We start from the raw sequence: 25,222 nt of genomic DNA, 5'->3' as shown, positions 1-25,222 counted from the left end.
ACCCGGCGACGGGTCAGTACTCGGTTCCCTTCCGCGCGCCCTGTCCGTCCTCGATGGGGTGGCGCTCCTTCTCGACGCGGGTCACGAGGTCCGCGAGGTCGGTGACGTACTCGGGGCGGTCGTGACCCCCGGTCAGGACGAGTTCGAGGTCGTCGGGCTTCGATTCGACCAACTCGCGCACGTCGTCCGGTTCGACCAGTCCTCGGTTGGCGGCGTACAGCACCTCGTCGAGAATCAGCATGTGGTAGCCCTCGTCGGCGGCCTCGCGGGCGCGAGCGAGCGCCGCCCGCGCCCGAGCGGCGTGTTCGTCGTCGTCGCTCCCGTCCGAGAAGCCGTGCCACCCGTACTCGCCGGTCGTCTCGTAGGTGAACGTCGGCAGGGCCTCGATGGCGGCGTACTCGCCGCGCGAGTCCTCGACGCTGTCCGCGCCGCCCTTCATGAACTGGAGCAGGTGGACCCGGTAGCCGTGGCCCGCCGCCCGGAACCCCATGCCGAGCGCCGCCGTAGTCTTTCCCTTGCCGTCGCCCCACCAGACCTGTACGAGACCGAACTCGTCGGGGTCGGCCGGTTCGATGCTATCGCCGTCGTCGGAGTCGGTTTTCTCTGTCTCTGGCATGTGTATATGTTCGTTAAAGCATCAAATTTCAGTCTCTACGCGTCGTCTCGTTCGCGTTCCGCCGGACGGAACACCGCCGCACGTCGGTCGGTCGCGACGCCGTACTCCGCGTCGGCGACCGACTCGGGAACCGTCGCGCCGGTGCCCTCGCCGTACCGCGAGTCGAGGCTCGCGCGCACCGCCTCGCGGACGCAGGCCCGCGCGCAGGCCCCGACCTCGGTGGCGCTCCCCGAGAAGGCGACCCGCTCGCCCGCCGGGTCGCAGGCCGCGACGGCCGCGTCGCTTGTCGTGCCCGGAAAGCCGGTCTCCGCGAGCAGGGTCGCGGTCTTGGCCTCGACTGCGACCGCGAGCAGGTTCGCCAACGCGCCGTCGGCCAGCGACCGCTCGGTGCCGACGACGACGTTGACGGTGCCGACCTCGGGCGTCTCCGACCCGTCCGGACCGGCGGCGTCCGCCGACGCGTCGGCGGGACCGCACGACTGCTCGGCGCGCTCGCCCGACCGGTCGGCGCGCGCGTCCTCGGGGTCGGTCGGGAGCGCGGCCGGGTTCGAGACGCCGGCGGTCGCCACCGCCGCGACCGGCCCCAGTCGCGCGCCGCGGGCGTGGCGCAACTCGACGCCGGTGAGAAGCGCGGGTCCCGAACCCTCGAACCCCGCCGCCCGCCGGCGCTCGGCGATGTACGCGTCGAGGTCCGTGCGGTCGAACCCCTCCGGGACCGAGACGTTGTCGGCCGCGTCGGCGCGACACTCGCCGCCCGCCCACCCGGTCGAGAGCCACCGCGCGCCCTCCCGGCGGACCCGGAGGACGCCCTCGCTGACGGTGGTCTCGAACACGCCCGAGGAGTCCTCAGACATCGCCGAGGACCTCCAGCAGGCGGTCGTTCTCGCCGGGCGTCCGGACCGCGACCCGGACGTGGGAGTCGAGTCCCCGGAACGTCGTGGCGTCGCGGACCGCGACGCCACGTTCGCGGGCGCGCCGGACGATTTCCGCGGGGTCGCGCTCCCCTGCGTCGAGCAGGAGGAAGGGGGACTCGGATGGGTGGACCTCGAACTCCTCGCCGAGGGCGTCGGTCATCCGGGCGCGCTCCCGGCGGACGCGCTCGCGGGTCTCGGCCACGAACTCGTCCGCTCGGAGGCAGTGCGCGCCGACGCGGGCCGCCGGGGTCCCGCAACTCCACGCCCGCCGTGCGGTAGCGAGGTCCGCGCCGACCTCGCCGGTCGCAACCGCGAACCCGGCCCGGAGACCCGGGAGGCCGAAGAGTTTGGTCAGCGAGCGCGCGACGGCGACGCCCGGCGTGCCCGCGAGCGAGGGGCGGTCGGTGAACCCGAGGAACGCCTCGTCGGCGACGAGCAGGGCGTCGCTCTCTCGGCACTCGGCCGCGAACTCGCGGAGCGCGCCGGGGTCGTAGGCGTCGCCGGTCGGGTTGTTCGGGTTGCAGACCACGACCGCGGCGTGGTCCCGGGGGTCGGCGTCAAGCAGTTCGTCGTGGGGTACGAACTCCGGTCGCCCGCCCTGCAGGCGAATCTCGCGGGCGTACTCGCCGAAACTGGGAAACGGGACCAGCACCGAGTCGCCGGGCGAGACGCTCACGGCGAACGCGAGTCGGAGCGCCGCCAGACCGCCCGGCGTGGGGACGACCGCGTCGGGGTCGCAGTCCGCGAAGTCGGCGGCCGCCGCCCGGAACTCGGGGTAGTCGTCGTTCGGATACGACCGGGACGCGTCGAGGGCGTCGGCGTAGACCTCGCGGGTCCCGGGCGGCGTCCGCGGGTTGGTGTTCGCGCTGAAGTCGAGCAGGTCGGGGTCGTCGCTCCCGCCGTGGGGCACTCGGCCGACCTCCCGGACGCTATCGCGGTCCATCGTCGCGTCCCGCGGGGGCCGGTTCGCCCTCGACCAGTTCGTCGTACAGCGTCCGAATCCGGTCGCGGACGCGGGCCATCTCGATTCCCTCTCGCTCGGCGAGCGCCAAGGCCCCGCCCATCCCGACGCCTTCCTTGGCCTCTCCGGCGACGTATCTCGCCATCGCGGGGTGGTCCGACTCCTCGAACCCGGGGTCGGCGACGGTCAGGTCGAGGTCGAAGTCGGCGGCCGCGCCCCGGAGGTCGGCGGCGGGGTCGTCGGCGACGAACGTCGTCGTCGCGAGCGCGAGCGGTCGCTCGACCCCGGCGTGGCGCGCGAGGGCGGCGACGGCGAGCATCTGGGTGCCGCCGGCCAGCGTCACCGCGGTGCCGGTCCGGGCGGCCCCGACGACGAACCCCGCGGCGCTCGCCAGCACCGGGTCGCCCGCGCGCCGGACCGCCGACCGGGGGTCGCCCGCGGCGTCGCCCGACTCCAATCCGCTGGCGTCGAGCGCCTCCGCGACCACCTCGCGCTTTCGCTCGATGGGGTTGTCGGGGAGCGACGACGAGACGCCCCGCTCCTCGCCCAGCGCGGTCAGGACCCCGAGCGCGGTGGTCGTGCCGCCGGGAATCGTCTCGGCGACCGTGACCTCGTCGTCGGGAAACTGTCGGCCGAACTGCCGGGCGGCGGCGTAGGCACCCGGCGCGGTCGGCACGGGGTCGGACTCGCGCACGTCCTCGCCGGGGCGCGCGCCGACCGAGACGGTGGGCGCGGCGGTGGGTTCGGCGAGTCCGGCGTCCACTACGCCGGTCTCGAAGTCGGCGAGTTCTCGGACCGCGCGGGTCGCGAGCGCGGGCGTCGGACACCCCGTGGGACTGACCGGGACCTCGGGCGCGCGGACCGGTTCGCCGTACTCCAGAATCTCGGCGTCGGCGCTCGGCGTCCACACCATCGCCTCGGGGTCGGCCCCCGCGGCGCTTATCCCGTCGATTTCGGCGGTCCGGGTGGTCCCGGCGAACAGGAGCAGTCTCACAGCAGACCCTCCGCGAGGTCGGCGTCTGCGAGTCGGTTCACGTTCACGGCCAGTCGCGCGTCGTAAGTCTCGTACATGGTTTCTCTCTCCGTTTCGGCGACGACGTTCACTCCGGTCGGTGCGAGTTCCCGGCCGTCGCGCTCGAAGGCGGTGTCGAGGCTCGCGCCGAGAGCGCGCTTGAGTTGGGCCGGGACGCAGACCGTCGTGGAGGGCCGGCCGCCGTCGTCTCGACGGTCGGTCTCCGTGTCGGAGGCGTCGAGGACCGCGTTCACGGCGTCGGCGTCGAGCAGGGGCAGGTCGGCGGCGACGGTCAGGACCGGCGGTTCGACCGCCTCCAGCGCGACCTGTAGGTCGGCGACGTAGCCCTCGCCCGGCGTCTCGACGGTGGCGAGGTCGTCGCGGCCGTCCGCGAATTTCCGGGTCTCGGGCGCGTGAGGCGAGACGACCGCGCGGACGCTCTCGACTCGGCTCTCGGCGAGGGCGTCGGCGACGCGGGCGACCATCGGCCGCCCGCCGACCTCGAACAGCGGTTTCTCGGTCGGAGCGTCGAGGCGGGTGCCCCGGCCGCCGCACATCACGAGAGCGTCCACGCGACCACCCCCAGATGCAGGCCCGCGAGGCGGGCGAGTTCGTTGGCCGCGCCGAAGGCGTCGCCGTTGACCCCGCCGAGGTTGGTCCGCGACCACCGGAGGACGCCGAGCGCGGCCGCCAGCGCCCCGCCGAGCGCCGCGACCGCCGGGACGCCCAGCAGGGCGACCGGGGCCGCGACGACGACCGGCGCGACCAGCGCGGCCGGGGCGTTGTCGGTGAACGCCGACCCCAGTCCCTCGAAGGCGGGGTCGCCGAGGCAAGCCAGCGCGGCCATCCCGAGTTTCGCGCCGACCTCCGCGGCGACGGCGATAGCGACTGCGCCGGAGACGCCGACCGCGGCGGTCCGGGGCGCGGCCGCGGGCAGTCCCGCCAGCGCCAGCGCGGCCAGCGCGAGACCCGCGAGGACGAGCGAGAGCGCCAGCACCGCGCCGACGCCGACCTCTGTGTCCTTCAGGACCGCGCGGCGTCGCTCCGGGTCGCCGTGGACGACCGCGGCGTCGCCGAGGTCGGCGACGCCGTCGGCGTGGTTGATGCCGGTGACGGCGTAGAGCGCGAGCAGGTAGCCGAACGCGACGGTCGGGGCCGGGAGCGCCCGGAACTGCGCGGCGACCAACGGGGTCGCGGCCAGCGCGCCCGCGACCCACCCGGCCGCCGGGAAGGCGGCAGGGGTCTCGCTGAACGCGGTCCACGCCGCCTCGCTCCGGCCGGTCGGCAGGCGGGTGAGGAAGCCGAGCGCGCCCCGAACCGCCGTCAGACGCCGTCCGACGAGTTCCCGAGTGCGACTCGGGACCGCGGTCAGAGCCACGCGACCACCTCCGGCGCGAACGCGTATCCGACCCCCGCGAGGAGCGCCGCGAGCAGGAAGGCGAGGACGCCCGCGGCCCGGACGACCCGGACCCCGGCACGCGAGGTTTCGACCGAAGGGAGCGCGGCGTCGGGGTTCAGGACGTAGACGCCCGGCTTTTCGAGGCGTGCGTCGACGACCGCCGCGAGCGTCGCCATCGGCCATCCGGAGTTGGGCGAGGGCGGGGCCGCGGCCCACCGGCGGGCGGCCGACAGCGACGCGAGGCGGCGACGCGCGCCCGCGCCGGACAGGGGTACGAGCGCCGCGACCGCGAGCAGTCCCGCGCTCACGCGGGCGGGAATCCACATGACCGCGTCGTCGAGGCGGGCGCTCGCGGTGCCGTGTGCCTTGTCGGGGTAGCCCAACATCGAGTCGAGGGTGTTGACCGCCTTGACCCACACCGCGGCCGCGGCCCCGGCGGGCAGTGAGACCGGGGCCAACAGGGCGAACGCGAGCAGGGCCGCCACCGCGCCGTCGGCGAGGTTCTCGGCCGCGCTCTCGACCGCGGCGCTCCGGACCTCGGCGGCCGAGAGGTCGGCGGCGTCCCGGCCCGCCAACCACCGGAGGCGCTCGCGGGCGGCCGAGAGGTCGGTCTCGGTCGCGGCGACGACCTCGGTCGCCGTCTCCGTGAGCATGCGGAGACTGGTCGCGGCGAAGACGACGATTCCGGCCGCGAGCGCGCCCGCGACGGGGTGTAGCCGGACCGCCACTTCGACCGCGAGCGCGACCGTCGCGGCCGCCAGCAGGGGGAGCGCGGCGGCGACGGCGAGACCCGCAATTCGGGGCCGGGACCACTCGCGGTCGAAGACGGCGACCAGCGACCCGAACAGCGCCACGGGGTGGAGTCGGCGCGGGGGTTCCGCGATTGCGGCGTCGAGGGCGAGCGCGATTGCGACGGGGACCGCAGCGTTCATCGCCGACCCTCCAGCCACTCGGGAAACGCGGTGAGTGGAACGTCCGACAGGAGGACGGCCTCGCCGCCGCAGTCGTCGAGGCCGCCGTCGGTTCGGGGGTCGTCGCCGACGTGGATTAGCTCGGCGACCGAGACGCCGAGTCGGTCGGCGCAGGTCTCGAACGCCCGGCGGTCGGGCTTGCGCCACCCGGAGGCGACGCTGGTGACGACCGCGTCGAAGCTCTCGCGGTCGAGAGCCGAGCGAATCAGCGCTTTCCGCGCGAGTTGGGGCACCGCGCAGTTCGACAGCACCGCGACCGGGCCGCGCTCGCTCGCGGCCGCGACGGCGTCGAGCGCGCCCTCGCGGGTCTCGACCTCGGGGTCGAACGCGGCGACGACCGCCCGGCGCGCGGCGTTTCCCGGCGCTTCGACGCCTCGACTCGCCAGCGCCGCGCTGACGTGGGCCATCAGCGGAACCTCCGCGCCTTCGGGCGCGTCGACGTGGACCTCCCGGTAGGCCGCGGCCCAGTCGTCGGGGACCGCCACGCCCCGCGAGTCGAGTTCCGCGGCGACGGCGCTCGCGGGGTCGTCGGGTCGGTCGGCGTCCACGAGGGTTCCGAAGAGGTCGAACGAGACTGCCACTACGTCGGTGTTAGTGCAAATGAACTTGAATCGCTCGGAGTCGGGGAACCGTGCCAGCGCCCGGCGCTGGCGGAGCGAACCGCGTCCGCCGAACTCGCCTCGCGCAAGGACGGACGAAGTTCGAGCGAGCGGACGGACAGCGTTCCGAAAAATACCCAGAGACGAGAGAATCCGCCGCGAAACCGCCGCGAGACCGTCGACCGGCTACTCCGCGCGAATCGTGTTCGACTCCAGGTCCCGCGGGAAGTAAGTCAGCCAGTCCACGCCGTCCTCGGTGATGGCGATGGTGTCGGAGTGGCGGTAGCCGTACTCGTCGGTGTAGATGCCGGGTTCGATGGTGTAGATGTGGCCGGGTTCCATCTCGGCGTCGCGGTCCTCGCGGCCGTCCTGCTCGGCGCAGTGAGTCGTCCACCCGCGGTCGATGTACGGCGGTTCGTGCGCGCCGAGGCCGATGTTGTGGCCGACGTGGTGTCGCGCGAGGTCGGCGACGCCCTGTTCCTCGAAGAAGTCCCAGACCTGCTCGTCCACGTACGACAGTTCGACGCCCGGTCCGAGCGCGTCGATGGCGACGGTCTGGGCCTCCAGCATGAGTTCGAAGTAGTGGGCCTGCTCGTCGTCCGGTTCGCCGAGGAACATGGTCCGTTCGAGTTCCGAGCGGTAGCCGTCCACGTCGGCGCTCGCGCCCGTCACCAGCACGTCGCCCTCCTGCAGGCGGCGGTTCGCGGTGTGGCCGTGGGGCAGGGCGGTCTGCTCGCCCGTGATGAACCCCGCCATCGCCGGACCGTCGCCGCGCGTGCGCGGGACGTACTCGTCGCCCAGCGCGTCTAGCATCGCCCGCGAGGCCTCCAGCGAGGCGCGCTGGCTCACGGTCGCGGGGTGTTCGCCTACCTCGGTGAAGTCGGCGAGGTAGCGGTGTGCGAGGTTGCCCCACCGGGCCGACTCGCGGACCAGTTCGACCTCCGCGTCGGACTTGGCCCACCGCATCCGACTCACCCAGTTCTGGCTCTCGACCTCGACGAACGACGAGAGTTTCGGTCCCTCGTAGCCCATCACGCCCGGCGCGCCGTCGGCGTCGGCGGCGACCGACTCGACGCCCAACTCCGAGAGCATCCCGGCCGCGGTCTCGACGGGGTCGCCGCCGGGGTAGTCGAAGTAGTGATGGACCGCGTCGATGCGCGGGTTGGTCTCGACCCGTTCGACTTCGAGGCGGGGCACCGTGACCGCGACGCGGTCGTCGGTCACCGCGAGCACGACCGGGCGCTCGGTCTGGATGTGGTCGAAGCCGGTCAGATACTCGATGCTCGTCGCGCCGAACCAGACGCCGGCGTCGGCGCCCGCGTCGTCGATGCGGTCGCGGACGGCGGCGAGTCGGTCCTGAAACTCGCTGTCGGGAACTCGCGTCGGCATATAGACCGACTCACGCAACCCGGCGGGTTAAACGTTCACGTGGGGGCAACCCGGCGGTCGTCGGCGAGACCCCGGACCGCCGACGAAATCGCGGGACGGAGCGGAAATCGGGACGTATATACGGGACTGCTTTTACAGTGGCGGTATGCCGGAGTTTACGCTACAGTCTTCGCGTGCGGACGCCCGGGTCCCCGCGGAGGCCACCTTCGAGCGGACGGAGGAGGTCGAGATACGTTGCGAGACCGGGAGTCGAATCGCGGGCAAGACGGGCGGCGGACGGGTCGGCGACGGCGGGTCGGTGACGGCCGCGTTCGCCACCCCCGTACCGGTGGCGACGCCATGAACCTCAAGCGAACGCTGGGCGTCGGACTGGTCGGTCTCGGCGTCCTGCTGACGCTCGCCGGACTGGCGATGCCGGCCACCCGGACCGAGACGGCCCGGACGTGCTACGACTCGGTGGTTCAGTACGGACAGAACTGCGTGGAGACCAGCTATCAGGCCCCGACCGGAAAAGGGGCGGTTCTGGGCGGGGGCTTCGCCTCGCTACTCATCGGTGCCGTCCTCTGGCACGTCGGTCGCGACACCGCGACGGGTCGGGACTCCCGCCGGACGACCGGAGACCGGTCCGCGCCGACGGACGGCCAGAGCGGCGAGCGGCGGTCGCCTCGGTCGGACATGTCGCCCCGCAGCGAACTGACGCCCGACCGACGGGACGGTCGGGTCGACGCCGAGACGCTCGCCGAGCAGGTCGAACGACACGACTCCGGGGAGAGGCCGGCCGACGACACATCGTCACGGGCCGCCGAGTCTCGGCACCGGACTGACGAGTCCCCATCGCGGACTGACGAGTCCCCGTCGTGGACTGACGAGTCCCCGGGACGGGCCGCGACCGCCGCGGAGGCGGACGGGGCGACCCGGGAAGAACTGACCCCGAACTCGGCGGAGTCGAATCGGCCCGCGCCCGCCTCGCAGGACGGTCGGCAGAGCGAACCGTCCGGTTCGGACTCGACTCGGGCCACGCTCGCCGTCGCCGGGCAGTCGGCCGGCGTCGCGGTCGTCGGCGGACTGTCGGTGAACAGCGTCGTCGGCCTGCTCGTCGGCACCGCACCGGGCGGCGTCGCGTGGCTGGCGTACGTCGCGAGCGGACTCGGCGCCGTCGCCCTCTGGCGTCGCCGCACCGACGAATCGACTGCGAACGCTTCCCCGTCCAACGACCAATGACACGACGACGCACCATCCTTCAGTACGGCACCGGCGCTATCGCCAGCGGCATCGCGGGTCTCACGGGCCTGAACCCGCTCCTCGGTCGGTCCGACCCGTCTGACGACCGGCGGTCGCCGTCGGAGTCCCCGACGGAGACGCCCGCGCCGACCACGACGACGGAGACGCCGGAACCGACCCCGGTACGCTGGGAGACCCGAACCGGCGACCTGTCCGTCGGACCGGTCGGAACCGAGCGAGGCGTGCTGGTCGGACGCTACCGAAAGCTCACTCTCCTCGACGGCGAGACCGGCGACGCCGCGTGGAGCTACGAGACCGACGACGAACTTCGAGACAGTCTCGCCGTCGCCGACGGAACGGTGTTCGGGACGAGCGAGGCGGGCGACGCCTTCGCCGTGGGCCTCGACTCCGGCGACGAGCGGTGGGAGACTGAACTCGACGTCACGTACCCCCGGGACGTCGCCGTCCGGAACGGCTCCGCGTTCGTCGGCGGCTACGCCGTCTACCGGCTCGCGGTCGGCGACGGAGCGGTCCAACAGCACTGGAGCCTCGGCGGCGACGGACTCAGCGGTTCGATGGCGCTCGACTCCGAGCGGGCGTATCTCCCCCGGAGCAACGCGCCGCTGACCGCCGTCTCTATACGGACGGGCAAGACGGCGTGGCAGTTCGAGACCTCGGATACATACAGCGGCCCGGAGATGACGAGCGCCGCGACGGCGAACGGGCGGGTCTTCGCCGGGAGCAGGAACGGGACCGTGTACGCGCTCGACACCGCAACGGGCGAGAAGCAGTGGGAGGCGAACGTCGGGAACCGCGCCACCGTGTACGGCGTCGCCGGCGACCACTTGCTGGTCGAGTCCTACGACATGAGTCGCGAGGAGAGCGCGCTTTTCAGCCTCGCTCCCGCGTCCGGCGCTCGGAACTGGCGGCTGGAACGCGACGAACACGTGCTGGGAGCGCCGGTGGTCGACGGGGACACCGTGTTCGTGACCGACGACACCGGAACCGTCTACCGCCTCGCCATCGCGGACGCGACCGAGGAGCAGTCCCACCGAGTGGGGTCCGGGGGCGTCGGACTCGCCCTCGGCTCAGACCGGCTTTACTGTCTCGACGACGGCGTGGTATACGCGCTCACGAAGTCACTCACGCCGGCGTAGTCCATCGACCTCGCACACGTCGGCGTAGCTCCTCACCCCCGAGGCAGGCGGAACCCGACCCGGAGCAAAATCGCGTAGAGAGCGATCCCCAACCGGAAACAGAGGCCGAACGCGACCGCGAACAGCAGACCGAGACCGACCGCGGTCGCGGTCGCACCGGCGGGGTCGGAACGCAGCGGCGACACCTCCGCCGCGACCGTCGCCAGCGCCAACAGCGCCCCGACGCCGCCCGCGACGTAGGCCGCGAGCGACAGGCCGAGTCCGAGTCGGGGGTCGAGGAACTCGGCGGTCGCGCCGAGGTCGTGGGCGAGACCGGCGTAGAAGCCGGCCAGCGCCACGACCACGAGCGCGTCGGCGACGAGAGCGGAAATCACGGGCCGTCGTTGCTATTCCGACCTAATAAATGGGTCGGAACTCCCGGTTCGACGTACCCTGCCAAAATTTAAATCAGCCCGGAGAGATACCGAAAACGATGGTAGATTCGGGCGCTCCGACCGAGGGTTCGCAGGCGCCGGAGTTCACCGCGCCGCTGGCGACCCCCGACGGGTCGGTGTCGGAGGTGTCGCTGTCGTCGCTGCGCTCGGACGGGGCGGTGTTGCTGGTGTTTCAGCCGACCGACTTCGACGTCGGGTCGTTCGCCGAACGCCACGCGCTGGGCGAGTACGACTGGTTCACGGCCGACGACCGCCTCCGGGTGGTCGGCGTCAACCGCGCCCGACCGCGAACTAACCGGGAGTTCGCCGACTACCTCGAGGTGACCTACCCGTTCTGCTCGGACCGCGACCTCTCGATAGCCGACGCCTACGGCGTGACCTACCGGGCGTTCGGCGTCGCCCGGCGAGCGCGCCCGGCCTGCTTCTTCGTGGACCGCGAGGGAACGATTCGGTACCGATGGGTCGGCGACCGAAACCGAAGCGGTCGCGTCCGGCCTCGAATCAGCGACCTCTACGAGGTCGTGATGGACGTCCTCGGCCGGCCCGAGACCGAGAGTTTCGGGTTCGCCTGAGCCGTTCCGCCCTTCCCGCCGACTGTCCTACTGGCTCTCCGTCGATTCGTCCGCGGTCGTGTCGATACCGAGCAACGCGTTACCGCCGCAGTGTTGGGCTTGGGCGTTCCGGAGCAGTCCCGCGCCCGCGATGGCCGCGGTCGCGGCGGTCACGCGCTTCTCGTCGAGGAACGCGCTGATGGCGACTGCGATCAGCCAGGTGCCGAGAACGCCCCGAACGATTCGGTCGATGCCGCCGACGTTCTTCTGGTAGTCCATACGACACGATACGGGCAGGTTCGATAAATAGCTCTAGGTGGCGGCCGCTCCGACCCGTACTCAGCGAAGGGACTCCCCACGCTTCGTCTCAATTAAGCCGTGTAAGAAGAGTGAACCAACTTCGACCTCAGCATGGGACGCCCACATTACTGTGGGTCGTGTGCTAAATCACTCAGCCACTCGAACGGCGTCTCACGAACGGTCGGACCGAAAGACCGGCTGTTTTGACAGTATCTACCGACACCGACCGATTGTCTACGTGACGAAGAGCGCGGTCTGAAAGGCGGCACGTAATCGAAAGAGGCCACCGCCTCGGATCTACAACTACGTTCGATACCCTAACGCCCGGAGTTTTTCGTCAACATCCTCCGACGCCCTCGGTTCGGTTGTCGACACGTCAGGGTCGTGGGACCCAGTGTCGGTTGCGTCAGTCACTATCCACGGAACCTCCCGGAGAACGTTGAGCGGCATCCCGTCGGGGTGACTGTAGACGAACCGCTCGCCGAGTGCTTGACCGTGGTCAGCCGAGACGACGAACGTGTCGGCGGCGATGTTCTCCCGCAACAGGGCTACGTCCTCCAAAACGTATTCGAGGTTCTGGACGTGCGCTTCCCACGCTTCCCGGCGTGAGATGTGGCCCATCCGGAGCGCCTTGCCGAACGTGACGCCGTCCCGTTCAACGTCCGGCGGGGTCATCCCGCCACCCGCGATGGTGTCGTCGTAACCGACGAATGGGGCGTGCGGTTGCATGTAGTGGACGATGAGTCGGTCGAACTCCCTGTTTCGGCCGACGGAGATTGCTCTGTCTGTCACCGTGCGCGGGAGGACAGTGCGCTCTCGTCCGTCCCAGCCGTATCGCCACACCTCTTTGATGTCTTTCAGCCAGTCCTGGTTCTTGATTTCCGGGGAGTGCGAATTGGCAGTGACGTATATAGTCTCGGCCATCTCTTCTTCGTACTCATCGACGAATGTGTTCGCTATCCATTCAGAAGACGAGCTACCAACAGACGTGAGTGTGTTCGAGTCGTCGAGGAAGTCGTAATCGCCGGAGATGTCCGCGAATAAGTCCGGGCGTGCACAATCGAGGAGAACTAGAACGTCCCAGTCCTTCTCGAAGACGTTCGTCCCGTCCGGACCGGGGACCGACCGTAGGGTTCGTCGAACGACGCGACGGCGTCCCTCGACGTAGAACTCCCGGGCCGACATCTTAACGCCGTCCCATCCGTTGCGCCGAATCCGTTCCGAACTTTCCCCTATCCACTCCTGAAGGCTCATTGGCTCCCAGTTTCGGATGAGCAGGTGAAAAGCCCTACCATTTGTATCACAGTCCGAATAGGTTTGAGAGTCGAAGCGACGAAACGTTTGTGCTGGCTGATCGTCGTTTGTAAATTTCCTACTGGGAGCGGTTGAGGAGTCCTTCGATGTGAACGAGTGTCAATACTCCGTACGTCCAACAAGGTGTCTGAATCACCTCCAACAGCGCTTTTCTTCAAGATATGAGTTCGTTCTGTTCGTTGTTTTCGGGTCCGAGTAGTCTGCCCTTCCTGATTCGAACTCGCCGAGACGGGCCGGGCGTGCGGCGCGAAGCGCCGTTCCGGGCCTTCGACTCGTCTATTCAAATCGTCACGGTTCGCCTCTCAACGTTCACGGCGCTCGCTCCACTCGCGGGTTGCGAACGGCGAAGAAGTCCGCCCTCCCCGATTTGAACGGGGGGCAAGTCGATCTACAGTCGACTGCTCTACCAGTCTGAGCTAAGGGCGGGCACGCAGTTTCACGTAGGAGCCCTACCGGACTTAAGGGTTATTATTCGGCGAGACCGTGCCACGGGCCAGCGAACTGCGCTCCGAGCGACAACGAAGGGAGACGGACGAGTCGAAACTCCTGTCGTTTTTCAGTACTTTCCTCGCCGACCGGTTCCTGTCCGACGCGAGACGGCGCCGCACCGAAGGTGAGACCGACGACAGAGCCGCTGTAGCTCCCAGTCTCGACACCCCTCCATACGGTGTCAGACGTGTGTCCGAAGATTAAAATACGATGGGTGTGACAGTTGGAGTCGAACCGGCACATGAGCAAGATAACCTTCCGCGCGGACGAGGAACTGGTCGAGCGCATCGAGGCCCGCGACGCCTCCAAGAGCGAGATCATGCGCGAAGCGCTCCGCGAGTACCTCGACGCGAGCGACCGGCGCGCCGACCGCGGCCGCAACCCGGAGCGCGCGACGCCGTCAGACACCGGCCGCGAAGACGCTCACCGCGAATCCGGGAGCGCCGCCAGCCTCGACGCCGTCCTCGCCGAGCGCGTGGACGAACTCGTGACCGAGCGACTCGCCGCGTGGGAGGCGCGCAACCGTGCCACCGAGCGTCCGCAGGACGTGAACGTCAACGTGACGCTCGAACGCGACGCGCGCGTGCAGGACGACGCAGATGCCGGTCGTCCCGCGCGCACGTCCGACAGCGCGTCAGACGAAACCGCCACCGACTCAGACCGGCGGGCGGACGAGCGTGCCGACGACCGCGAAACCGCCTGTGGGCAGTGTGGCGAGACGCTGTCGGACGACCACGTGTACTGTCCTAACTGCGGAGAGAAGGCGTCTCGACGGGTCTTTTGCGAGTGCGGCGACGAAGTGCGTTCAGACTGGGGGTTCTGCCCCGGCTGTGGCCGCCGAACGCCCGCTGCAGACGTTCTCGACCGGTCGTAAGACGTTGTTTTACAATCGCCGTTAACTATTTAAGTTTTGACTTTGTGGGTATGGCCGCGTAAGACGGTCGTCTTACACCGGGCCGGTGAACGGGCTTCTCGCCCGCGTTAACCGGTTACACGGTGTAAGACAGGACGTGCAAGAAACTGCGCGCCGTCTTACTCTACCACAGGGGAATACAAAACATGGAGCGTGTGACACTTCGCATTCCGAAGCAGCAGATCGAGGAAGTCGAACAGATGGTCGAGACCGGCGAGTTTCCGAACCGCAGCGAAGCGATTCGGGCCGCGGTTCGAGACATGTTGAACGAACACGAAGACGAAACGACCGAACAGACCACGAACAAGCGGTCGTGGGCCAAGGTGTAGACAATGCAGGATATCGTTCAGGACGCGCTGGAGAACGCCGAAGAAGAGAGCCGCGAGATGGACGCCACCACGAACGGTGACGAGTTCGGCGACCCCCGAATCGTCATCGTCGGCTGTGGCGGCGCCGGAAACAACACCGTCAACCGACTCTACAACATCGGCGTCGAAGGCGCGGACACCGTCGCAATCAACACCGACAAGCAGCACCTCAAGATGATCGAGGCCGACACGAAGATTCTGGTCGGCAAGTCCCTGACCAACGGACTCGGCGCGGGCGGCGACCCCTCGATGGGCGAGCGCGCCACCGAGATGGCTCAGGGCACCATCAAGGAGGTACTGGGAGACGCAGACCTCGTGTTCGTCACAGCGGGCATGGGCGGCGGCACGGGCACCGGCGCGGCCCCGGTCGTCTCGAAAATCGCCAAAGAGCAGGGCGCTATCGTCGTCGGGATGGTCTCGACACCGTTCAACGTCGAGCGCGCCCGCACGGTGAAGGCAGAGGAAGGTCTCGAAAAACTCCGCAACGAGGCCGACTCCATCATCGTGCTCGACAACAACCGACTGCTCGACTACGTCCCGAACCTGCCCATCGGTAAGGCGTTCTCGGTGATGGACCAGATTATCGCCGAGACCGTGAAGGGCATCTCCGAGACCATCACCCAGCCCTCGCTCATCAACCTCGACTACGCCGACATGACTTCCATCATGAATCAGGGCGGGGTCGCGGTCATGCTGGTCGGCGAGACGCAGGACAAGAACAAGACCGAGGAGGTCGTCCGCGACGCGATGAATCACCCGCTGCTCGACGTGGACTACCGCGGCGCGTCGGGCGGACTGGTCCACATCACGGGCGGCCCGGACCTCACGCTCAAGGAGGCCGAATCCATCGCGAGCAACATCACCGAGCGCCTCGAAGCCAGCGCGAACGTCATCTGGGGCGCGCGGATTCAGGACAACTACAAGGGGAAGGTCCGGGTCATGGCCATTATGACCGGCGTCCAGAGCGCGCAGGTCCTCGGCCCGAGCACCCAGAAGCAGGCCGACAAGTCCCGCCAGGAGATGCGCGACGTGGACGCCCAGTCGTTCGACGCCAGCCAGAACGTCGAAGGCATCGACGGCCTCGGCGATTCCGGCGGTACCCGGGAGACGACCGGCAAATCGTCCGACTCGTGGAGCGCCCAGAGCGACGGCGGACAGGACCCGGTCGAGAAGAGCAACGGTCTCGACGTCATTCGCTGACGACGCCTCGATTTTCCCGTTCGTCGCCGTCGGGTTTTCGCGGTTTCCGATCGTTTTCGGTACGACTGTTGTGATTTCCGGCAGTCTCTACTGTCGCTCTCCGAGTCGGAGACCGAGTCGAGCGTCGCCTTCGAGACCTACCGCCCGACCCCGGTCGGCGGCCTCAGTCAGAGCCGAGAGAAGTCGCCGGGTCAGACAGCGTGGATGGATTCTAACAGCGAACACTTCCGGCAGATGTCACGCGTCGTCGACGCGCCGCACTGCTCGCACTCGCCGAGTTCGGTGTCGCCGCCGTCGCGCGCGCCGAACTCCTCGGCGGCCAACGCGGCCAGTTCCTCGTACCCCGACATGATAGAGTGGCGCGTTCCGGGGTGGTTCTCTTCGAGTTGGTAGAGCAGTTTCTGAATCTCGCCGCGATACGCTTCCTCGGCGTGGGGGCACTCCGTGATGTGTGCCGGGAGGTCCTTAACGTGGGCATAGAGCGCGACTTCCTTCTCGGGCACGTCGCGGAGCGGTTTCGCCCGCGGCACGAAGTCGTCCTGCTCGCCGCGCTCCTCGAAGTTGCCGAGGCTGGCGTCGAAGTGCTTGGCGATTTGGGCCACGTCGCCCTCCAGAAAGTTCATCAGCGCGGTCTCGGCCTCGTCGTCCAGATTGTGTCCGGTGAGGAGTTTGTCGGCGTCGAACCGCTCGGCGTACTTCGAGAGCAGGTCCCGGCGGAACACCCCGCAGTAGGCGCAGGCGGCCATCCCCTCGGGGTCCTTCTCGACCACGTCGTCCATGCGCACGTCGAACTCGTCCTCGTAGGTCACGAGTTCGTGGCGGATTCCCAACTCGTCGGTCAACTCCTCGCAGGCGTCCACGCTCTCGTCGCGGTAGCCCTCGATGCCCTCGTGAATCGTAAGCGCGACGAGTTCGATGCGAGGGTCCTTCTCGAAGGTCCGGTGGAGGATGTCGGTCAGCACGACGCTGTCCTTCCCGCCCGAGAGACCGACGACCCACGTCTGGGGGTTCTCCGGGGTGGCGTCGCTCGGCACGAGGTCGTCCTCCCGGATGCGACGCCGGACTCGCTTGTCCACGGAGGCGACGAAGTGGTCTTCGCAGAGGTGCAACCCCGAGTACGCGGCGTGCATGACCGACTCGCGGCCGCATTTGTCGCAGTCCATCGCTCGTGAGGTGGGGTTCCGGGCGTTTGTCGGTTTCGCCTCGGACTGATAAACTTATTCTCGGTATATCAAATTCGGGTTACGGCGGAAATCGGGGACTGCTTTTCTCGGTACGAGAAAGCACGTGTCGTAGTAAGAAAGCCATCCTGAGAGCCTAAAACGGCCGAATGAACGGCCGAGCGCGACTCTCGACGGCGTATCCGGTGACTGTCCCCGAACAGCCAAGGGAGTTCGTCCCGTCTACGGACCCATGCCTGTGGGTGGGTACGACCCCGAGGACCTCGACGACGCGCTCGAACGCCGGATGGAAGCCAAACACCGCGACCCGTCGAACTGGCTGACCGACGAGGAGATAGCCGAGTGGGAGGACGGCGGGAGTCTGGTGGACCTCTTGAGCGAGGAGGACATCCACGAACTGCTCCGGAAAGACGAGGAGGGAGCGAGCGACGAGGACGCCGCGAGCTAACTCGCCGACTCCGATTCGACCGACCAGACGCCCTCGCGCCAGTCCATCCACGTGACGACCGCGGCGTGGGGGAGCGTCAGCACCGCCAACAGCACCAGATACAGCGCGAGCAGCGACAGGAACCCGCCCTCGGGAGGTGCGAGGACCGCGAGTCCGCCGAGTACGACGAGCGCGCCGACCGTATTGGGAAGCGCGTCCCGCGCGAACCCGGCCAGTCCGACCCCGAGACGACCCGGCGCAAGCGACCTACCGCCGTCCTCGACCGCGAGGAGTCTGACGACGTGGCGCACCGAGTGCCAGAGACAGAAGTAGAGACCGACCGCCAGTATCGGCGGGACTAGAAGGAAGTACGCCCACAGCAGGCCGGTTTCGAGCGCGTCGACTCGCCAGCCGCGACTGGCCAAACCGCCGCGGACGCCCCCGAGCACCAGCGCCGCCAGCGATAGCGCGGCTAGTCCGCCCCCGACCGCGACGCGGACCGCGGGCCCGAACGCGACGTCGAGAGCGGTGACGGTGACGCCGCCGGAGTCGAACAGTCGAACCGTCGCGGCGGCGACCGACCGGTAGACCTCCGGAAACGCGACCAGCGGGACGACCATGGGAATCCCGCCCCGGACCGCGAGCGCGAGCAGGCGCTGCCCCCGCGTCCGGAGGTGGTCGCCGACCGCGAGCAGGACGTAGAGGTCGCCCTGTCCCCAGTGGTACCACGTGAGCAGGACGAACGAGACGAAGCCGAGCGCGGGCGCGGCCAGCCACGCGGCGAGGAACAGCGCGCCCCCGACGAGGTAGGCCGCGCCGACTGCGACCAGCGGGCGACGCCCGCCGAGTCGCTCGACTGCGAGGTGGTCGGCCGCGCCGTGGGGGAGTCCGAAGACGACGAGGCTGGCGAGAAACGGGAGGTAGCGCACGACAGTCGGCAGGTCGGCACCGACGCCGAGCGCCGCCGTGACCGCGACCGCCGTGAGGGCGAGCCACGCCGGGACGACCGCGATTCGGAACAGTTCCCCGCCGAAGCCGGCGGGCGGGCCACCGCCGCCACCGGCCCCGTCCGAATCGCGCTCGCCGCTCACTGCCATCGGCGGCGCACCTCCGCGACGCCCGGAACGCGGGCCGAGAGCGACCCGGCCAGCGACGCGACCGACGGCGGCACCAGACCCGCGACCGCGTGGGCCGTACCGCGCTCGGCGGCCCGGGCGGTCACCCAGTCGAACAGCAAGAGCCCCTGCACGACGAGGAGGTTCGTCAGGGCGAAGAAAATCGCCTCCTCGACCGGCAGTCCCGCGACGTGGAGGCCGGTCGAGTAGTCGGGCGATATCGTCCAGAGGCCCGTCCCGATGGCGAACCGGTCGGCGGCCCAGAGGTACGCCGACGGGACCGCGACCGCGGCCGCGACGAGTCGGCGGTAGCGCCAGACGACCGGGCCGCCGACCGCCCAGAGGAACGCGACGACCGGCCCGGCCCAGACGAGTATCATCCCGAGGTAGTAGGTCCGGGTCGCGGTCGCGGTGAGAACCGCCCCGACCGCCGCGAGCGCCAGCCACGCGACGGCGCCGACGGTCCGGGCGTCGCTTCTGCCGGGGGCGTCCCGGCCGGGAACTCCGGGGTCCACCCGGGGCGCGAGCAGGTGATACCAGAGTCCGGTCGTGACGGTCTGGAGGACGAAGAACAGCCACTCGCCGAGGGGGACGCGAGCGAATCGGGCCGCGACCACGCCCTCGCCGTAGGTCCAGACGCCGCGACCGACGAGATAGCTGTCCCACGGCGCGGTGTAGGTCACCGCGATGCAGACCAGCGCGGCCACGCCCGCGAGGACGCGCCGGTGGTCGTCGGTCTTCCGAGCGACCGCGACTGCCAGCGCCGCGACCGGCACTCCGAGGAAGGCGAGCAGGAACTCGACGTAGGTGAGCGTGGACACGAGTGCTGTCCCTCGATTCGTGCGCGTTCGCGGGAGTTTGAAGTCGGCCTTGAAAACCGGTTCGGTGCCGGCAGACGCGTCTCGGTTCGTCCCTGCCGCGAGCCGGTCGGGGGAACGACACCCCGGGCCGCACGAGTCGGGGAACGGAATTGAGTGACTTCGGCGCGTAGGACCGACGAATGCGCCGCGTAGCCCAAATCGAAGTCCTCCGGGAGTGGCTCAGGGTGGAGCGAAGCCACCCCGAGGTGGACTGGTTCCCCGTGGAATCGCTGGACGAGCGAGCGGCGCTGGACGAACTGCTCGACCGCAAACCCGGCGCGGCCGCGTTCGTCTGGCGGGACGCCCCCGTACGGTGGTACGAGACGACCCTCGTCCGCGAGGACTTCGCGGACCTCCGGGTGGTGGAGGGACCGCGGAATCTCCGGTGGCGCAAACTCTCGCCCGACGGGACGATTCGCGGCGCGGCCGACAGAATCGCCAGCGGCGACCCCGAAGAACTGACCGACGAGACGGGCGTGGACGTGGGGACCGTCCTCGACTTCGTGGACGAGATGCCGGCGGGACCGCTGGTCCTCTCGACGCGGGAGGGGTGCGTTCCGCGATACGTGGCCGACGGCAACCACCGCGCGGTGGCGCTGGCGCTCCGGATGCGCTCGGGGGAGTTCTCCCCCCAGCGCGCCTACGTCGGCGTCGGCGCGAACCGCGTAGTTCGACCCCTGCGACAGCGCATCTGCGGGGCGGTCGAGGATGCGCTCGACGGCTACTTCGGGAGATAGTTCCCCGAACAGTTTCCGGGTGCTGGAACGTTCTCGCGTCGGTTCGGGGCCAAAGAGGCATAAGTCGGCCTGTCGTAAGCCCGTCGGACGGCCGAGCGCCGTCGGGGGAGCATGCCAGCACGGTCACTCTACTTCACGGGGGACGGAGCGGTGGAGGTGCGCGAGCGAGAGGTCCCTGACCCGGACGAGGGGGAAGTCCGGGTCCGGACCGAGCGGTCGGCGGTCAGTCCCGGCACGGAGCTACTGGTCTACCGCGGCGAGGTGCCGACCGGGATGGCCGCCGACGCGACCATCGACGCGCTCGCGGGCACCTTCGAGTTCCCGCTCCGGTACGGCTACGCCGCCGTCGGCCGGGTCGAGGCGGTCGGGCCGGGCGTCGATTCGTCGTGGCTCGACCGCCGCGTGTTCGGGTTCAACCCCCACGAGAGCCACTTCTGTGCGCCCGTCGGGGACGTGCTGGCGGTCCCCGACGGCTGTTCGGCGACCGAGGCCACGTTCTTGCCGAACGTCGAGACCGCAGTCAACCTCGTGCAGGACGGCGCGCCCCGACTCGGCGAGCGCGCGGTCGTCTTCGGACAGGGCGTGGTCGGCCTGCTCACGGCGGCGCTCCTCGGGCGATTCCCGCTCGCGGACCTCGTGACGCTCGACCGCTACCCCGCGCGGCGCGAGCGGTCGCTCGAACTGGGGGCCGACGCGGCGCTCGCGCCCGACGGCGACGTCGGTGAGCGCGTCCGGGACCAATTAGAAGATGGCGAGGGTGACGGGGAAGACGGCGACGGCGACGCCGTCGACACCGCGGGCGCGGACCTGACCTACGAACTCTCGGGGTGTCCGGACGCGCTCGACTCGGCCATCTCGGCGACGGGGTACGACGGCCGGGTCGTGGTCGGGTCGTGGTACGGGACGAAACCCGCGGAGTTGGACCTCAGCGGGCGGTTCCACCGGAGTCGCGTCAGCGTCGAGAGCAGTCAGGTCAGCACCATCGCCCCCGAACTCCGGGGCCGGTGGTCGAAGGACCGCCGGTTGGACGTGGCGTGGGACCGCCTCCGCGAGGTGAGTCCCGAGCGGTTCGTGACCCACGAGTTCGACGTTTCGGACGCCGCCGAGGCGTACGAACTGCTGGACGAGAATCCGGGCGAGGCGCTCGGGGTCGTCTTCGAGTACTGAGTTCGTTTCGCCCGTAGCTTTATCGACCAGCCGTCGGTGGACTTGCGCATGGGAACGTTCGAGGAAATCGCGGTTCTCGACCTGAAGTTCCGGGCCGTCATCGTCGCGGCGGTGATGACGTTCGTCGGCGTCTCGATGCCGATACTCGTCGTCTTTCGCTCGGAACTCGGTCTGGTGTTCGGCGCAATCGCGGCGGTCGTCGCGGGGTATCTCACCGCGAAGCGTGTCTCTTGACGGCTCTCGGGTCGCTCGATTACGCGACGGACGAGAGACCTTCACCGCCGAGAACGTCGAGAGGAAGCGACCGACTGTTGGCGGCCGAGGATACGCTCCGGTTCGTGAATCCACGTCGGTCTCCGAGGGGCCGTTTCCTTCGCCGTCAGCCCCGACTTTCATACCGGTCGGCGTCGTGTCACTGGTGGCATGTACACGGTCACGGTCCGGCGCGACTTCGTGGCGCAGCACTTCCTGACGGTCCCCGACCCCGGACCCGAGGGCGAGCGCCACTCCCACCACTACACCGCGACGGTCGAACTCGCGGGCGAGGAGTTGAACCGGTACGGCTACCTCGCGGACATCGACGCGCTGAACGAGCGAATCGACGCCGCGGTGGCCCGCTACCGGGACGCGACGCTGAACGACCTGCCCGCGTTCGAGGGACTCAATCCGAGTCTCGAACACTTCGCGCGCATCTTCGGCGAGCGATTCTGTCGGGACCTCGACGCCCCCGAAGTCGACGCCGTGACCGTGACGCTGCGGGAGGACGACGTGGCGTGGGCCTCCCACCGCCGCGAGGTCTGAGATGCGCGTCGGACTCGTGGCGTACGGCGACCTCGAAACCACGACCGGCGGGTTCCTCTACGACCGGAGACTCGCGGGCGCGCTCCGCGAGGCGGGCCACCGGGTCGGCGTCGTCTCGCTCCCGTGGCGCGACTACCCGCGGGCGCTCGCCGACTCGCTCGACCCCCGAGTCCGACGCCGACTCCGGGGATTCGACCTGCTGGTCGAGGACGAACTCTGCCACCCCTCGCTGGTCGGACACAACCGCGCCGTCGAGGTCCCCGTCGTGGCCGTCGTCCACCACCTCCGAGTCAGCGAGCGGTGGCCCGCGTGGCAGGAGCCCGTCTACCGCGCCGTAGAACGCCGCTACCTCCGGTCCGTCGACGCCGCCATCTACGCCAGCGAGGCGACTCGCCGGGCGGCCGAGCGACTCGCCGGGCCCCGGCGCTCGGTCGTCGCTCGACCCGCGGGCGACCGGTTCGACCCCGAACTCGGCCCGACCGAAATCGCGGCGCGCGCCGAACGCGACCCGCTCGAAGTCGTCTTCGTCGGGAACCTCGTCCCGCGGAAGGGTCTGCACGTCCTGCTCGACGGACTGGCCCGGGTCGCGGGCGACTGGCGACTCTCGGTCGTCGGGAGCGCGACCGACGAGGAGTACGCCCGGAGCGTCCGGAGGCGGGCCGTGGACCTCGAAATAGCCGACAGAGTCCAGTTCGAGGGTCGGCTGTCGGACGCCGCGCTCGCCGACCGCCTCGCCGGGAGTCACCTGCTCGCGGTCCCCTCGCTGTTCGAGGGCTACGGCATCGTCTACTTGGAGGGGATGGGGTTCGGCCTGCCCGCGGTCGCGACCAGCGCGGGGGGCGCGACCGAACTCGTGACCCACGGCGAAGACGGGTTCCTCGTCCCGTCCGGCGACGACGCCGCGGTCGCCGAGGCCGTGGAGACCCTGCTCTCGGACCGCGAGCGCCTGCGGGAGATGAGTCTCGCCGCCCGCCGACGCTTCGAGCGCCACCCCGGATGGGACGAGTCGATGGCAACTGCCCGACGCTTCCTCGAAGCCGTCGCCGAAGCGCCGACCGCCCCGCGACGGGAGGCGGTCACGTGAACTTCCAGCGCTACCTCTCGGCCAAGCGGAGCGTGGACGACCGCGCGCTCGACCGGCGAGTCGAGGGCAGACTCGCCGAGGAAATCGAGGAGCGGTTCGACACCGCCGGCGACCCCCTGCGCGTACTGGAGGTCGGCGCGGGAATCGGTTCGACCGTCGCGCGACTGCTCGGCCGACCGTGGTTTCCCGACCGGGTGGACTACACCGCGCTCGACATCGAACCCGAGAACGTCGCGGCCGCGCGCGAGCGCCTGCCCGCGTGGGCCGCCCCGCGAGGGTTCGCGGTCCGGCGCGCGGGCGACCGGTTCGTCCTCACACGAGGCCGGACCCGCGCCGAAGTCCGGTTCCGGGCCGCCGACGCCTTCGACGTTCTCGCCGACGCCGACCGCGAGTTCGACCTCGTGGTCGCCCACGCCTTCGTGGACCTCGCGGACCCCGCCGACGCGCTCGCCGCTTTCCGACGCAACCTCGCGCCCGACGGTCTCGCGTACTGCCCAATCACGTTCGACGGCGGGACGGGCTTCGAACCCACGACCGACCCCGACTTCGAGCAGCGACTCGTCGACGCCTTCCACCGCCATCTGGACGAGTCGGGCGACAGCAGGGCCGGGCGACACCTGCTCGCGGAGGCCAGCGCGACCGGCGAGGTCCTCGCGGCGGCCGGGTCGGACTGGGTCGTCCATCCGCGGGACGGCGGCTACCCCGCCGACGAGGCGTACTTCCTCGACTGCATCGTAGAGATGGTCGCCGGGGCGGTGCGAAAGGAGGGCGGAATCGAGGAGCGGCGAATCGCGGCGTGGGCCGCGCGCCGCCGCGACCAGATAGCGGACGCGCAACTCGTCTACTGCGCACACCAACTCGACCTCTTGGTTCGGTGAGGCCCGTCTACGGCCGGTTTTCGGACGATTCGGGACCGCTTCGAGGTCGCCGCGCGAGCCGACGAATCGCGGGCGGAGCAGTATTCTGTATCGCTTTATCTGATTTATGGCCGTCGCGAGAGGGAGAGTAGTGTGACTACGCCAGAGCGGAGAACGGAGCGGGCGGCCTTCTACCGCGGCCTCAGGCCGAACAGCGGTTCGGTCCCGTCTCCAGTTCGGTCGCCCCCTCCGCCTCGACGGACTCGGTACCGCGATTGACGGCGACGATTCGCTCCGCTCCGTCGAGGAGGCCGTCGAGTTCCGACTTCCGGTCGTCGGTCAGGTCCTCGTCGGCGTGAAGGGGAACTGCGTCGCGCCCCGGACGTGCCACGACTCGTAGCTCTCGTCGCCGCGCGTGTCGAGGAGGGCGAAGTCCTCGCCCGAGTCGAGCATGTCCGCCAACCGCCGCGGAGTCACTTTCGCTGGCATGGTCCCACCGGAAATCCGGTCGCAGGCGGCTTAATCCTGGTTGCCAGTGTAAATACAGTGCAAGACTAGTTCGGGTCGGCGGCGACGCGAACGGAAAATCGAGTCGGGAAGTTAGACGAGCAACTGGATGTCGGCGTCGGCCATGTGTTCGAGCGCAGTGGCCGCGCCCACGCCGGTCGTCACGTCGTCGTAAAACGCGTCCTCGTCGTAGTCCATCAGTTCCATCGTCATCTGGCAGGCCTGCAACTCCACGCCGGTGTCGAGCGACAACTCGACCAGTTCGCCGATGGTCGCGGTGCCCTGCTCGTCGATTCTCCGCTCCATCAGCTTGGTCGCCACCGAATCCATGAACGGCAGGGCGGCGACGGCGTTGGGCATCGACACGTTCGGGTTGCCGACCGCGCTAAGTTTGAGGTTCTCGGACTTCTCCTCGTGGAGGATGTCCAGCCCCCAGAACGTGTGGAAGACCACCACGTCCCAGCCGAAAGCGGCCGCAGTGCTGGCGAGGATGAGCGGCGGGTACGCCATGTCGAAAGTACCCTTCGTGGCGACGATGGTCATCTTCTTCGGAGCGTCGCCGCCCGCCGACTCGACCGCCGATAGCTCCTCCTCCAACTCCTCGACGCGGGCGCGCAGGTCCGCCACGTCCTCCGCACTCGCCGCGGCGTCCGTGGCCTGTTGAGTGTTCGCGCTCAT

At 69.5% G+C, this 25,222-nt stretch carries 32 protein-coding genes and 1 tRNA gene; 14 read left to right on the top strand and 19 right to left on the bottom strand.

All coding sequences use genetic code 11. The features are described from left to right. Window positions 1-13: 13 nt before the first annotated feature. The 9 genes from M0R89_RS09970 to M0R89_RS09930 all read right to left on the bottom strand — a co-directional run bounded on the left by M0R89_RS09970 (window position 14) and on the right by M0R89_RS09930 (window position 7,861). Window positions 14-616, bottom strand: a complete 603-nt coding sequence (locus M0R89_RS09970; RefSeq protein WP_248648933.1) for a cob(I)yrinic acid a,c-diamide adenosyltransferase — start codon at window positions 614-616, stop codon at window positions 14-16. Window positions 617-651: 35 nt separating this feature from the next. Then, window positions 652-1,470 (bottom strand): adenosylcobinamide amidohydrolase, encoded by an 819-nt coding sequence (locus M0R89_RS09965; RefSeq protein WP_368408826.1) that lies wholly within the window; start codon window positions 1,468-1,470, stop codon window positions 652-654. Further along, window positions 1,463-2,473, bottom strand: coding sequence for an aminotransferase class I/II-fold pyridoxal phosphate-dependent enzyme (locus tag M0R89_RS09960; RefSeq protein ID WP_248648932.1), 1,011 nt, complete (start codon window positions 2,471-2,473; stop codon window positions 1,463-1,465). The genes M0R89_RS09965 and M0R89_RS09960 overlap by 8 nt, the downstream gene beginning before the upstream one ends. Next, entirely contained in the window at window positions 2,460-3,485 is a 1,026-nt protein-coding gene (gene cobT, locus M0R89_RS09955) for a nicotinate mononucleotide-dependent phosphoribosyltransferase CobT (RefSeq protein ID WP_248648931.1), read from the bottom strand. The genes M0R89_RS09960 and cobT overlap by 14 nt, the downstream gene beginning before the upstream one ends. After that, window positions 3,482-4,060 carry an NTP transferase domain-containing protein gene (locus M0R89_RS09950; RefSeq protein WP_248652258.1) on the bottom strand — a complete coding sequence of 193 codons (579 nt, stop codon included), beginning with the start codon at window positions 4,058-4,060 and terminating at the stop codon, window positions 3,482-3,484. The genes cobT and M0R89_RS09950 overlap by 4 nt, the downstream gene beginning before the upstream one ends. Then, the gene (cobS, locus tag M0R89_RS09945; protein ID WP_248648930.1) at window positions 4,060-4,881 is read right to left on the bottom strand and encodes an adenosylcobinamide-GDP ribazoletransferase; all 822 of its coding nucleotides are present in this window, start codon (window positions 4,879-4,881) and stop codon (window positions 4,060-4,062) included. The genes M0R89_RS09950 and cobS overlap by 1 nt, the downstream gene beginning before the upstream one ends. Then, window positions 4,872-5,834: an adenosylcobinamide-phosphate synthase CbiB gene (cbiB, locus tag M0R89_RS09940; RefSeq protein WP_248648929.1), complete on the bottom strand. Its 963-nt coding sequence runs from the start codon at window positions 5,832-5,834 to the stop codon at window positions 4,872-4,874. Before cbiB ends, cobS begins: the two co-directional genes overlap by 10 nt. Then, window positions 5,831-6,454 (bottom strand): HAD family hydrolase, encoded by a 624-nt coding sequence (locus M0R89_RS09935; RefSeq protein ID WP_248648928.1) that lies wholly within the window; start codon window positions 6,452-6,454, stop codon window positions 5,831-5,833. Before M0R89_RS09935 ends, cbiB begins: the two co-directional genes overlap by 4 nt. A 204-nt stretch (window positions 6,455-6,658) precedes the next feature. After that, the gene (locus tag M0R89_RS09930; RefSeq protein WP_248648927.1) at window positions 6,659-7,861 is read right to left on the bottom strand and encodes a M24 family metallopeptidase; all 1,203 of its coding nucleotides are present in this window, start codon (window positions 7,859-7,861) and stop codon (window positions 6,659-6,661) included. Between the two features lie 145 nt (window positions 7,862-8,006). Between M0R89_RS09930 and M0R89_RS09925 the strand changes: the two genes are divergently transcribed. From M0R89_RS09925 to M0R89_RS09915, 3 genes are read left to right on the top strand one after another with little or no spacing between them, the layout of a single operon-like run. After that, window positions 8,007-8,204, top strand: coding sequence for a hypothetical protein (locus tag M0R89_RS09925; protein WP_248648926.1), 198 nt, complete (start codon window positions 8,007-8,009; stop codon window positions 8,202-8,204). Beyond that, the gene (locus tag M0R89_RS09920) at window positions 8,201-9,082 is read left to right on the top strand and encodes a hypothetical protein (protein ID WP_248648925.1); all 882 of its coding nucleotides are present in this window, start codon (window positions 8,201-8,203) and stop codon (window positions 9,080-9,082) included. Before M0R89_RS09925 ends, M0R89_RS09920 begins: the two co-directional genes overlap by 4 nt. Continuing rightward, window positions 9,079-10,239, top strand: coding sequence for an outer membrane protein assembly factor BamB family protein (locus M0R89_RS09915; protein ID WP_248648924.1), 1,161 nt, complete (start codon window positions 9,079-9,081; stop codon window positions 10,237-10,239). The genes M0R89_RS09920 and M0R89_RS09915 overlap by 4 nt, the downstream gene beginning before the upstream one ends. Before the next feature lie 32 nt (window positions 10,240-10,271). On the opposite strand, the gene M0R89_RS09910 is transcribed toward M0R89_RS09915, so the two are convergent. Next, window positions 10,272-10,613 carry a hypothetical protein gene (locus M0R89_RS09910; protein ID WP_248648923.1) on the bottom strand — a complete coding sequence of 114 codons (342 nt, stop codon included), beginning with the start codon at window positions 10,611-10,613 and terminating at the stop codon, window positions 10,272-10,274. 98 nt (window positions 10,614-10,711) lie between these two features. Between M0R89_RS09910 and M0R89_RS09905 the strand changes: the two genes are divergently transcribed. Continuing rightward, window positions 10,712-11,245: a redoxin domain-containing protein gene (locus M0R89_RS09905; RefSeq protein WP_248648922.1), complete on the top strand. Its 534-nt coding sequence runs from the start codon at window positions 10,712-10,714 to the stop codon at window positions 11,243-11,245. Window positions 11,246-11,272: 27 nt separating this feature from the next. Here M0R89_RS09905 and M0R89_RS09900 read toward each other — a convergent pair whose 3' ends face one another. The 3 genes from M0R89_RS09900 to M0R89_RS09890 form a co-directional block, all read right to left on the bottom strand. Continuing rightward, window positions 11,273-11,503, bottom strand: a complete 231-nt coding sequence (locus tag M0R89_RS09900) for a YgaP family membrane protein (protein WP_248648921.1) — start codon at window positions 11,501-11,503, stop codon at window positions 11,273-11,275. A 324-nt stretch (window positions 11,504-11,827) separates the two neighbouring features. After that, window positions 11,828-12,778 carry an alkaline phosphatase family protein gene (locus M0R89_RS09895; protein ID WP_248648920.1) on the bottom strand — a complete coding sequence of 317 codons (951 nt, stop codon included), beginning with the start codon at window positions 12,776-12,778 and terminating at the stop codon, window positions 11,828-11,830. Window positions 12,779-13,190: 412 nt separating this feature from the next. Further along, window positions 13,191-13,264, bottom strand: a tRNA-Tyr gene (locus tag M0R89_RS09890). 304 nt (window positions 13,265-13,568) lie between these two features. On the opposite strand from M0R89_RS09890, the gene M0R89_RS09885 reads away from it, so the two are divergent. The 3 genes from M0R89_RS09885 to ftsZ all read left to right on the top strand — a co-directional run bounded on the left by M0R89_RS09885 (window position 13,569) and on the right by ftsZ (window position 15,808). Continuing rightward, on the top strand, window positions 13,569-14,201 hold the full coding sequence (locus M0R89_RS09885) for a double zinc ribbon domain-containing protein (protein WP_248648919.1): 633 nt from the start codon (window positions 13,569-13,571) through the stop codon (window positions 14,199-14,201). 185 nt (window positions 14,202-14,386) lie between these two features. Continuing rightward, the gene (gene cdrS / locus M0R89_RS09880) at window positions 14,387-14,569 is read left to right on the top strand and encodes a transcriptional regulator CdrS (protein WP_248648918.1); all 183 of its coding nucleotides are present in this window, start codon (window positions 14,387-14,389) and stop codon (window positions 14,567-14,569) included. Between the two features lie 3 nt (window positions 14,570-14,572). Beyond that, complete coding sequence (gene ftsZ, locus M0R89_RS09875) at window positions 14,573-15,808, top strand: cell division protein FtsZ (RefSeq protein WP_248648917.1); 1,236 nt, start codon at window positions 14,573-14,575, stop codon at window positions 15,806-15,808. A gap of 191 nt (window positions 15,809-15,999) precedes the next feature. On the opposite strand, the gene ncsA is transcribed toward ftsZ, so the two are convergent. Next, window positions 16,000-16,971, bottom strand: a complete 972-nt coding sequence (ncsA, locus tag M0R89_RS09870; RefSeq protein ID WP_248648916.1) for a tRNA 2-thiolation protein NcsA — start codon at window positions 16,969-16,971, stop codon at window positions 16,000-16,002. 250 nt (window positions 16,972-17,221) lie between these two features. On the opposite strand from ncsA, the gene M0R89_RS09865 reads away from it, so the two are divergent. Continuing rightward, window positions 17,222-17,437, top strand: a complete 216-nt coding sequence (locus M0R89_RS09865) for a DUF8027 family protein (RefSeq protein ID WP_248648915.1) — start codon at window positions 17,222-17,224, stop codon at window positions 17,435-17,437. On the opposite strand, the gene M0R89_RS09860 is transcribed toward M0R89_RS09865, so the two are convergent. Further along, window positions 17,434-18,513 (bottom strand): Brp/Blh family beta-carotene 15,15'-dioxygenase, encoded by a 1,080-nt coding sequence (locus M0R89_RS09860; RefSeq protein WP_248648914.1) that lies wholly within the window; start codon window positions 18,511-18,513, stop codon window positions 17,434-17,436. The two genes, M0R89_RS09865 and M0R89_RS09860, sit on opposite strands and share 4 nt — an antisense overlap. Then, window positions 18,504-19,352 (bottom strand): lycopene cyclase domain-containing protein, encoded by an 849-nt coding sequence (locus M0R89_RS09855; protein WP_248648913.1) that lies wholly within the window; start codon window positions 19,350-19,352, stop codon window positions 18,504-18,506. The genes M0R89_RS09860 and M0R89_RS09855 overlap by 10 nt, the downstream gene beginning before the upstream one ends. A 179-nt stretch (window positions 19,353-19,531) precedes the next feature. On the opposite strand from M0R89_RS09855, the gene M0R89_RS09850 reads away from it, so the two are divergent. The 6 genes from M0R89_RS09850 to M0R89_RS09825 all read left to right on the top strand — a co-directional run bounded on the left by M0R89_RS09850 (window position 19,532) and on the right by M0R89_RS09825 (window position 24,058). Then, window positions 19,532-20,128, top strand: a complete 597-nt coding sequence (locus M0R89_RS09850; protein ID WP_248648912.1) for a hypothetical protein — start codon at window positions 19,532-19,534, stop codon at window positions 20,126-20,128. 111 nt (window positions 20,129-20,239) lie between these two features. Beyond that, a complete protein-coding gene (locus M0R89_RS09845) occupies window positions 20,240-21,295 on the top strand; it encodes a zinc-dependent alcohol dehydrogenase (RefSeq protein ID WP_248648911.1) in 1,056 nt (351 codons plus the stop codon). Between the two features lie 48 nt (window positions 21,296-21,343). Then, window positions 21,344-21,529, top strand: coding sequence for a hypothetical protein (locus tag M0R89_RS09840; RefSeq protein ID WP_248648910.1), 186 nt, complete (start codon window positions 21,344-21,346; stop codon window positions 21,527-21,529). A gap of 189 nt (window positions 21,530-21,718) precedes the next feature. Further along, the gene (locus tag M0R89_RS09835; protein WP_248648909.1) at window positions 21,719-22,096 is read left to right on the top strand and encodes a 6-pyruvoyl trahydropterin synthase family protein; all 378 of its coding nucleotides are present in this window, start codon (window positions 21,719-21,721) and stop codon (window positions 22,094-22,096) included. Window position 22,097: 1 nt separating this feature from the next. Then, window positions 22,098-23,180, top strand: coding sequence for a glycosyltransferase family 4 protein (locus M0R89_RS09830; RefSeq protein ID WP_248648908.1), 1,083 nt, complete (start codon window positions 22,098-22,100; stop codon window positions 23,178-23,180). Then, a complete protein-coding gene (locus tag M0R89_RS09825; protein ID WP_248648907.1) occupies window positions 23,177-24,058 on the top strand; it encodes a class I SAM-dependent methyltransferase in 882 nt (293 codons plus the stop codon). Before M0R89_RS09830 ends, M0R89_RS09825 begins: the two co-directional genes overlap by 4 nt. A gap of 181 nt (window positions 24,059-24,239) precedes the next feature. On the opposite strand, the gene M0R89_RS09820 is transcribed toward M0R89_RS09825, so the two are convergent. The 3 genes from M0R89_RS09820 to M0R89_RS09810 all read right to left on the bottom strand — a co-directional run bounded on the left by M0R89_RS09820 (window position 24,240) and on the right by M0R89_RS09810 (window position 25,222). Continuing rightward, window positions 24,240-24,428 carry a hypothetical protein gene (locus M0R89_RS09820; RefSeq protein WP_248648906.1) on the bottom strand — a complete coding sequence of 63 codons (189 nt, stop codon included), beginning with the start codon at window positions 24,426-24,428 and terminating at the stop codon, window positions 24,240-24,242. Beyond that, the gene (locus M0R89_RS09815) at window positions 24,377-24,526 is read right to left on the bottom strand and encodes a rhodanese-like domain-containing protein (protein ID WP_248648905.1); all 150 of its coding nucleotides are present in this window, start codon (window positions 24,524-24,526) and stop codon (window positions 24,377-24,379) included. The genes M0R89_RS09820 and M0R89_RS09815 overlap by 52 nt, the downstream gene beginning before the upstream one ends. Window positions 24,527-24,637: 111 nt before the next feature. Then, window positions 24,638-25,222, bottom strand: coding sequence for a DsrE/DsrF/DrsH-like family protein (locus tag M0R89_RS09810; protein ID WP_248648904.1), 585 nt, complete (start codon window positions 25,220-25,222; stop codon window positions 24,638-24,640).

This window comes from Halorussus limi (assembly GCF_023238205.1).
GTDB lineage: Archaea > Halobacteriota > Halobacteria > Halobacteriales > Haladaptataceae > Halorussus > Halorussus limi.
This window is presented reverse-complemented; position numbering and strand designations above follow the sequence as displayed.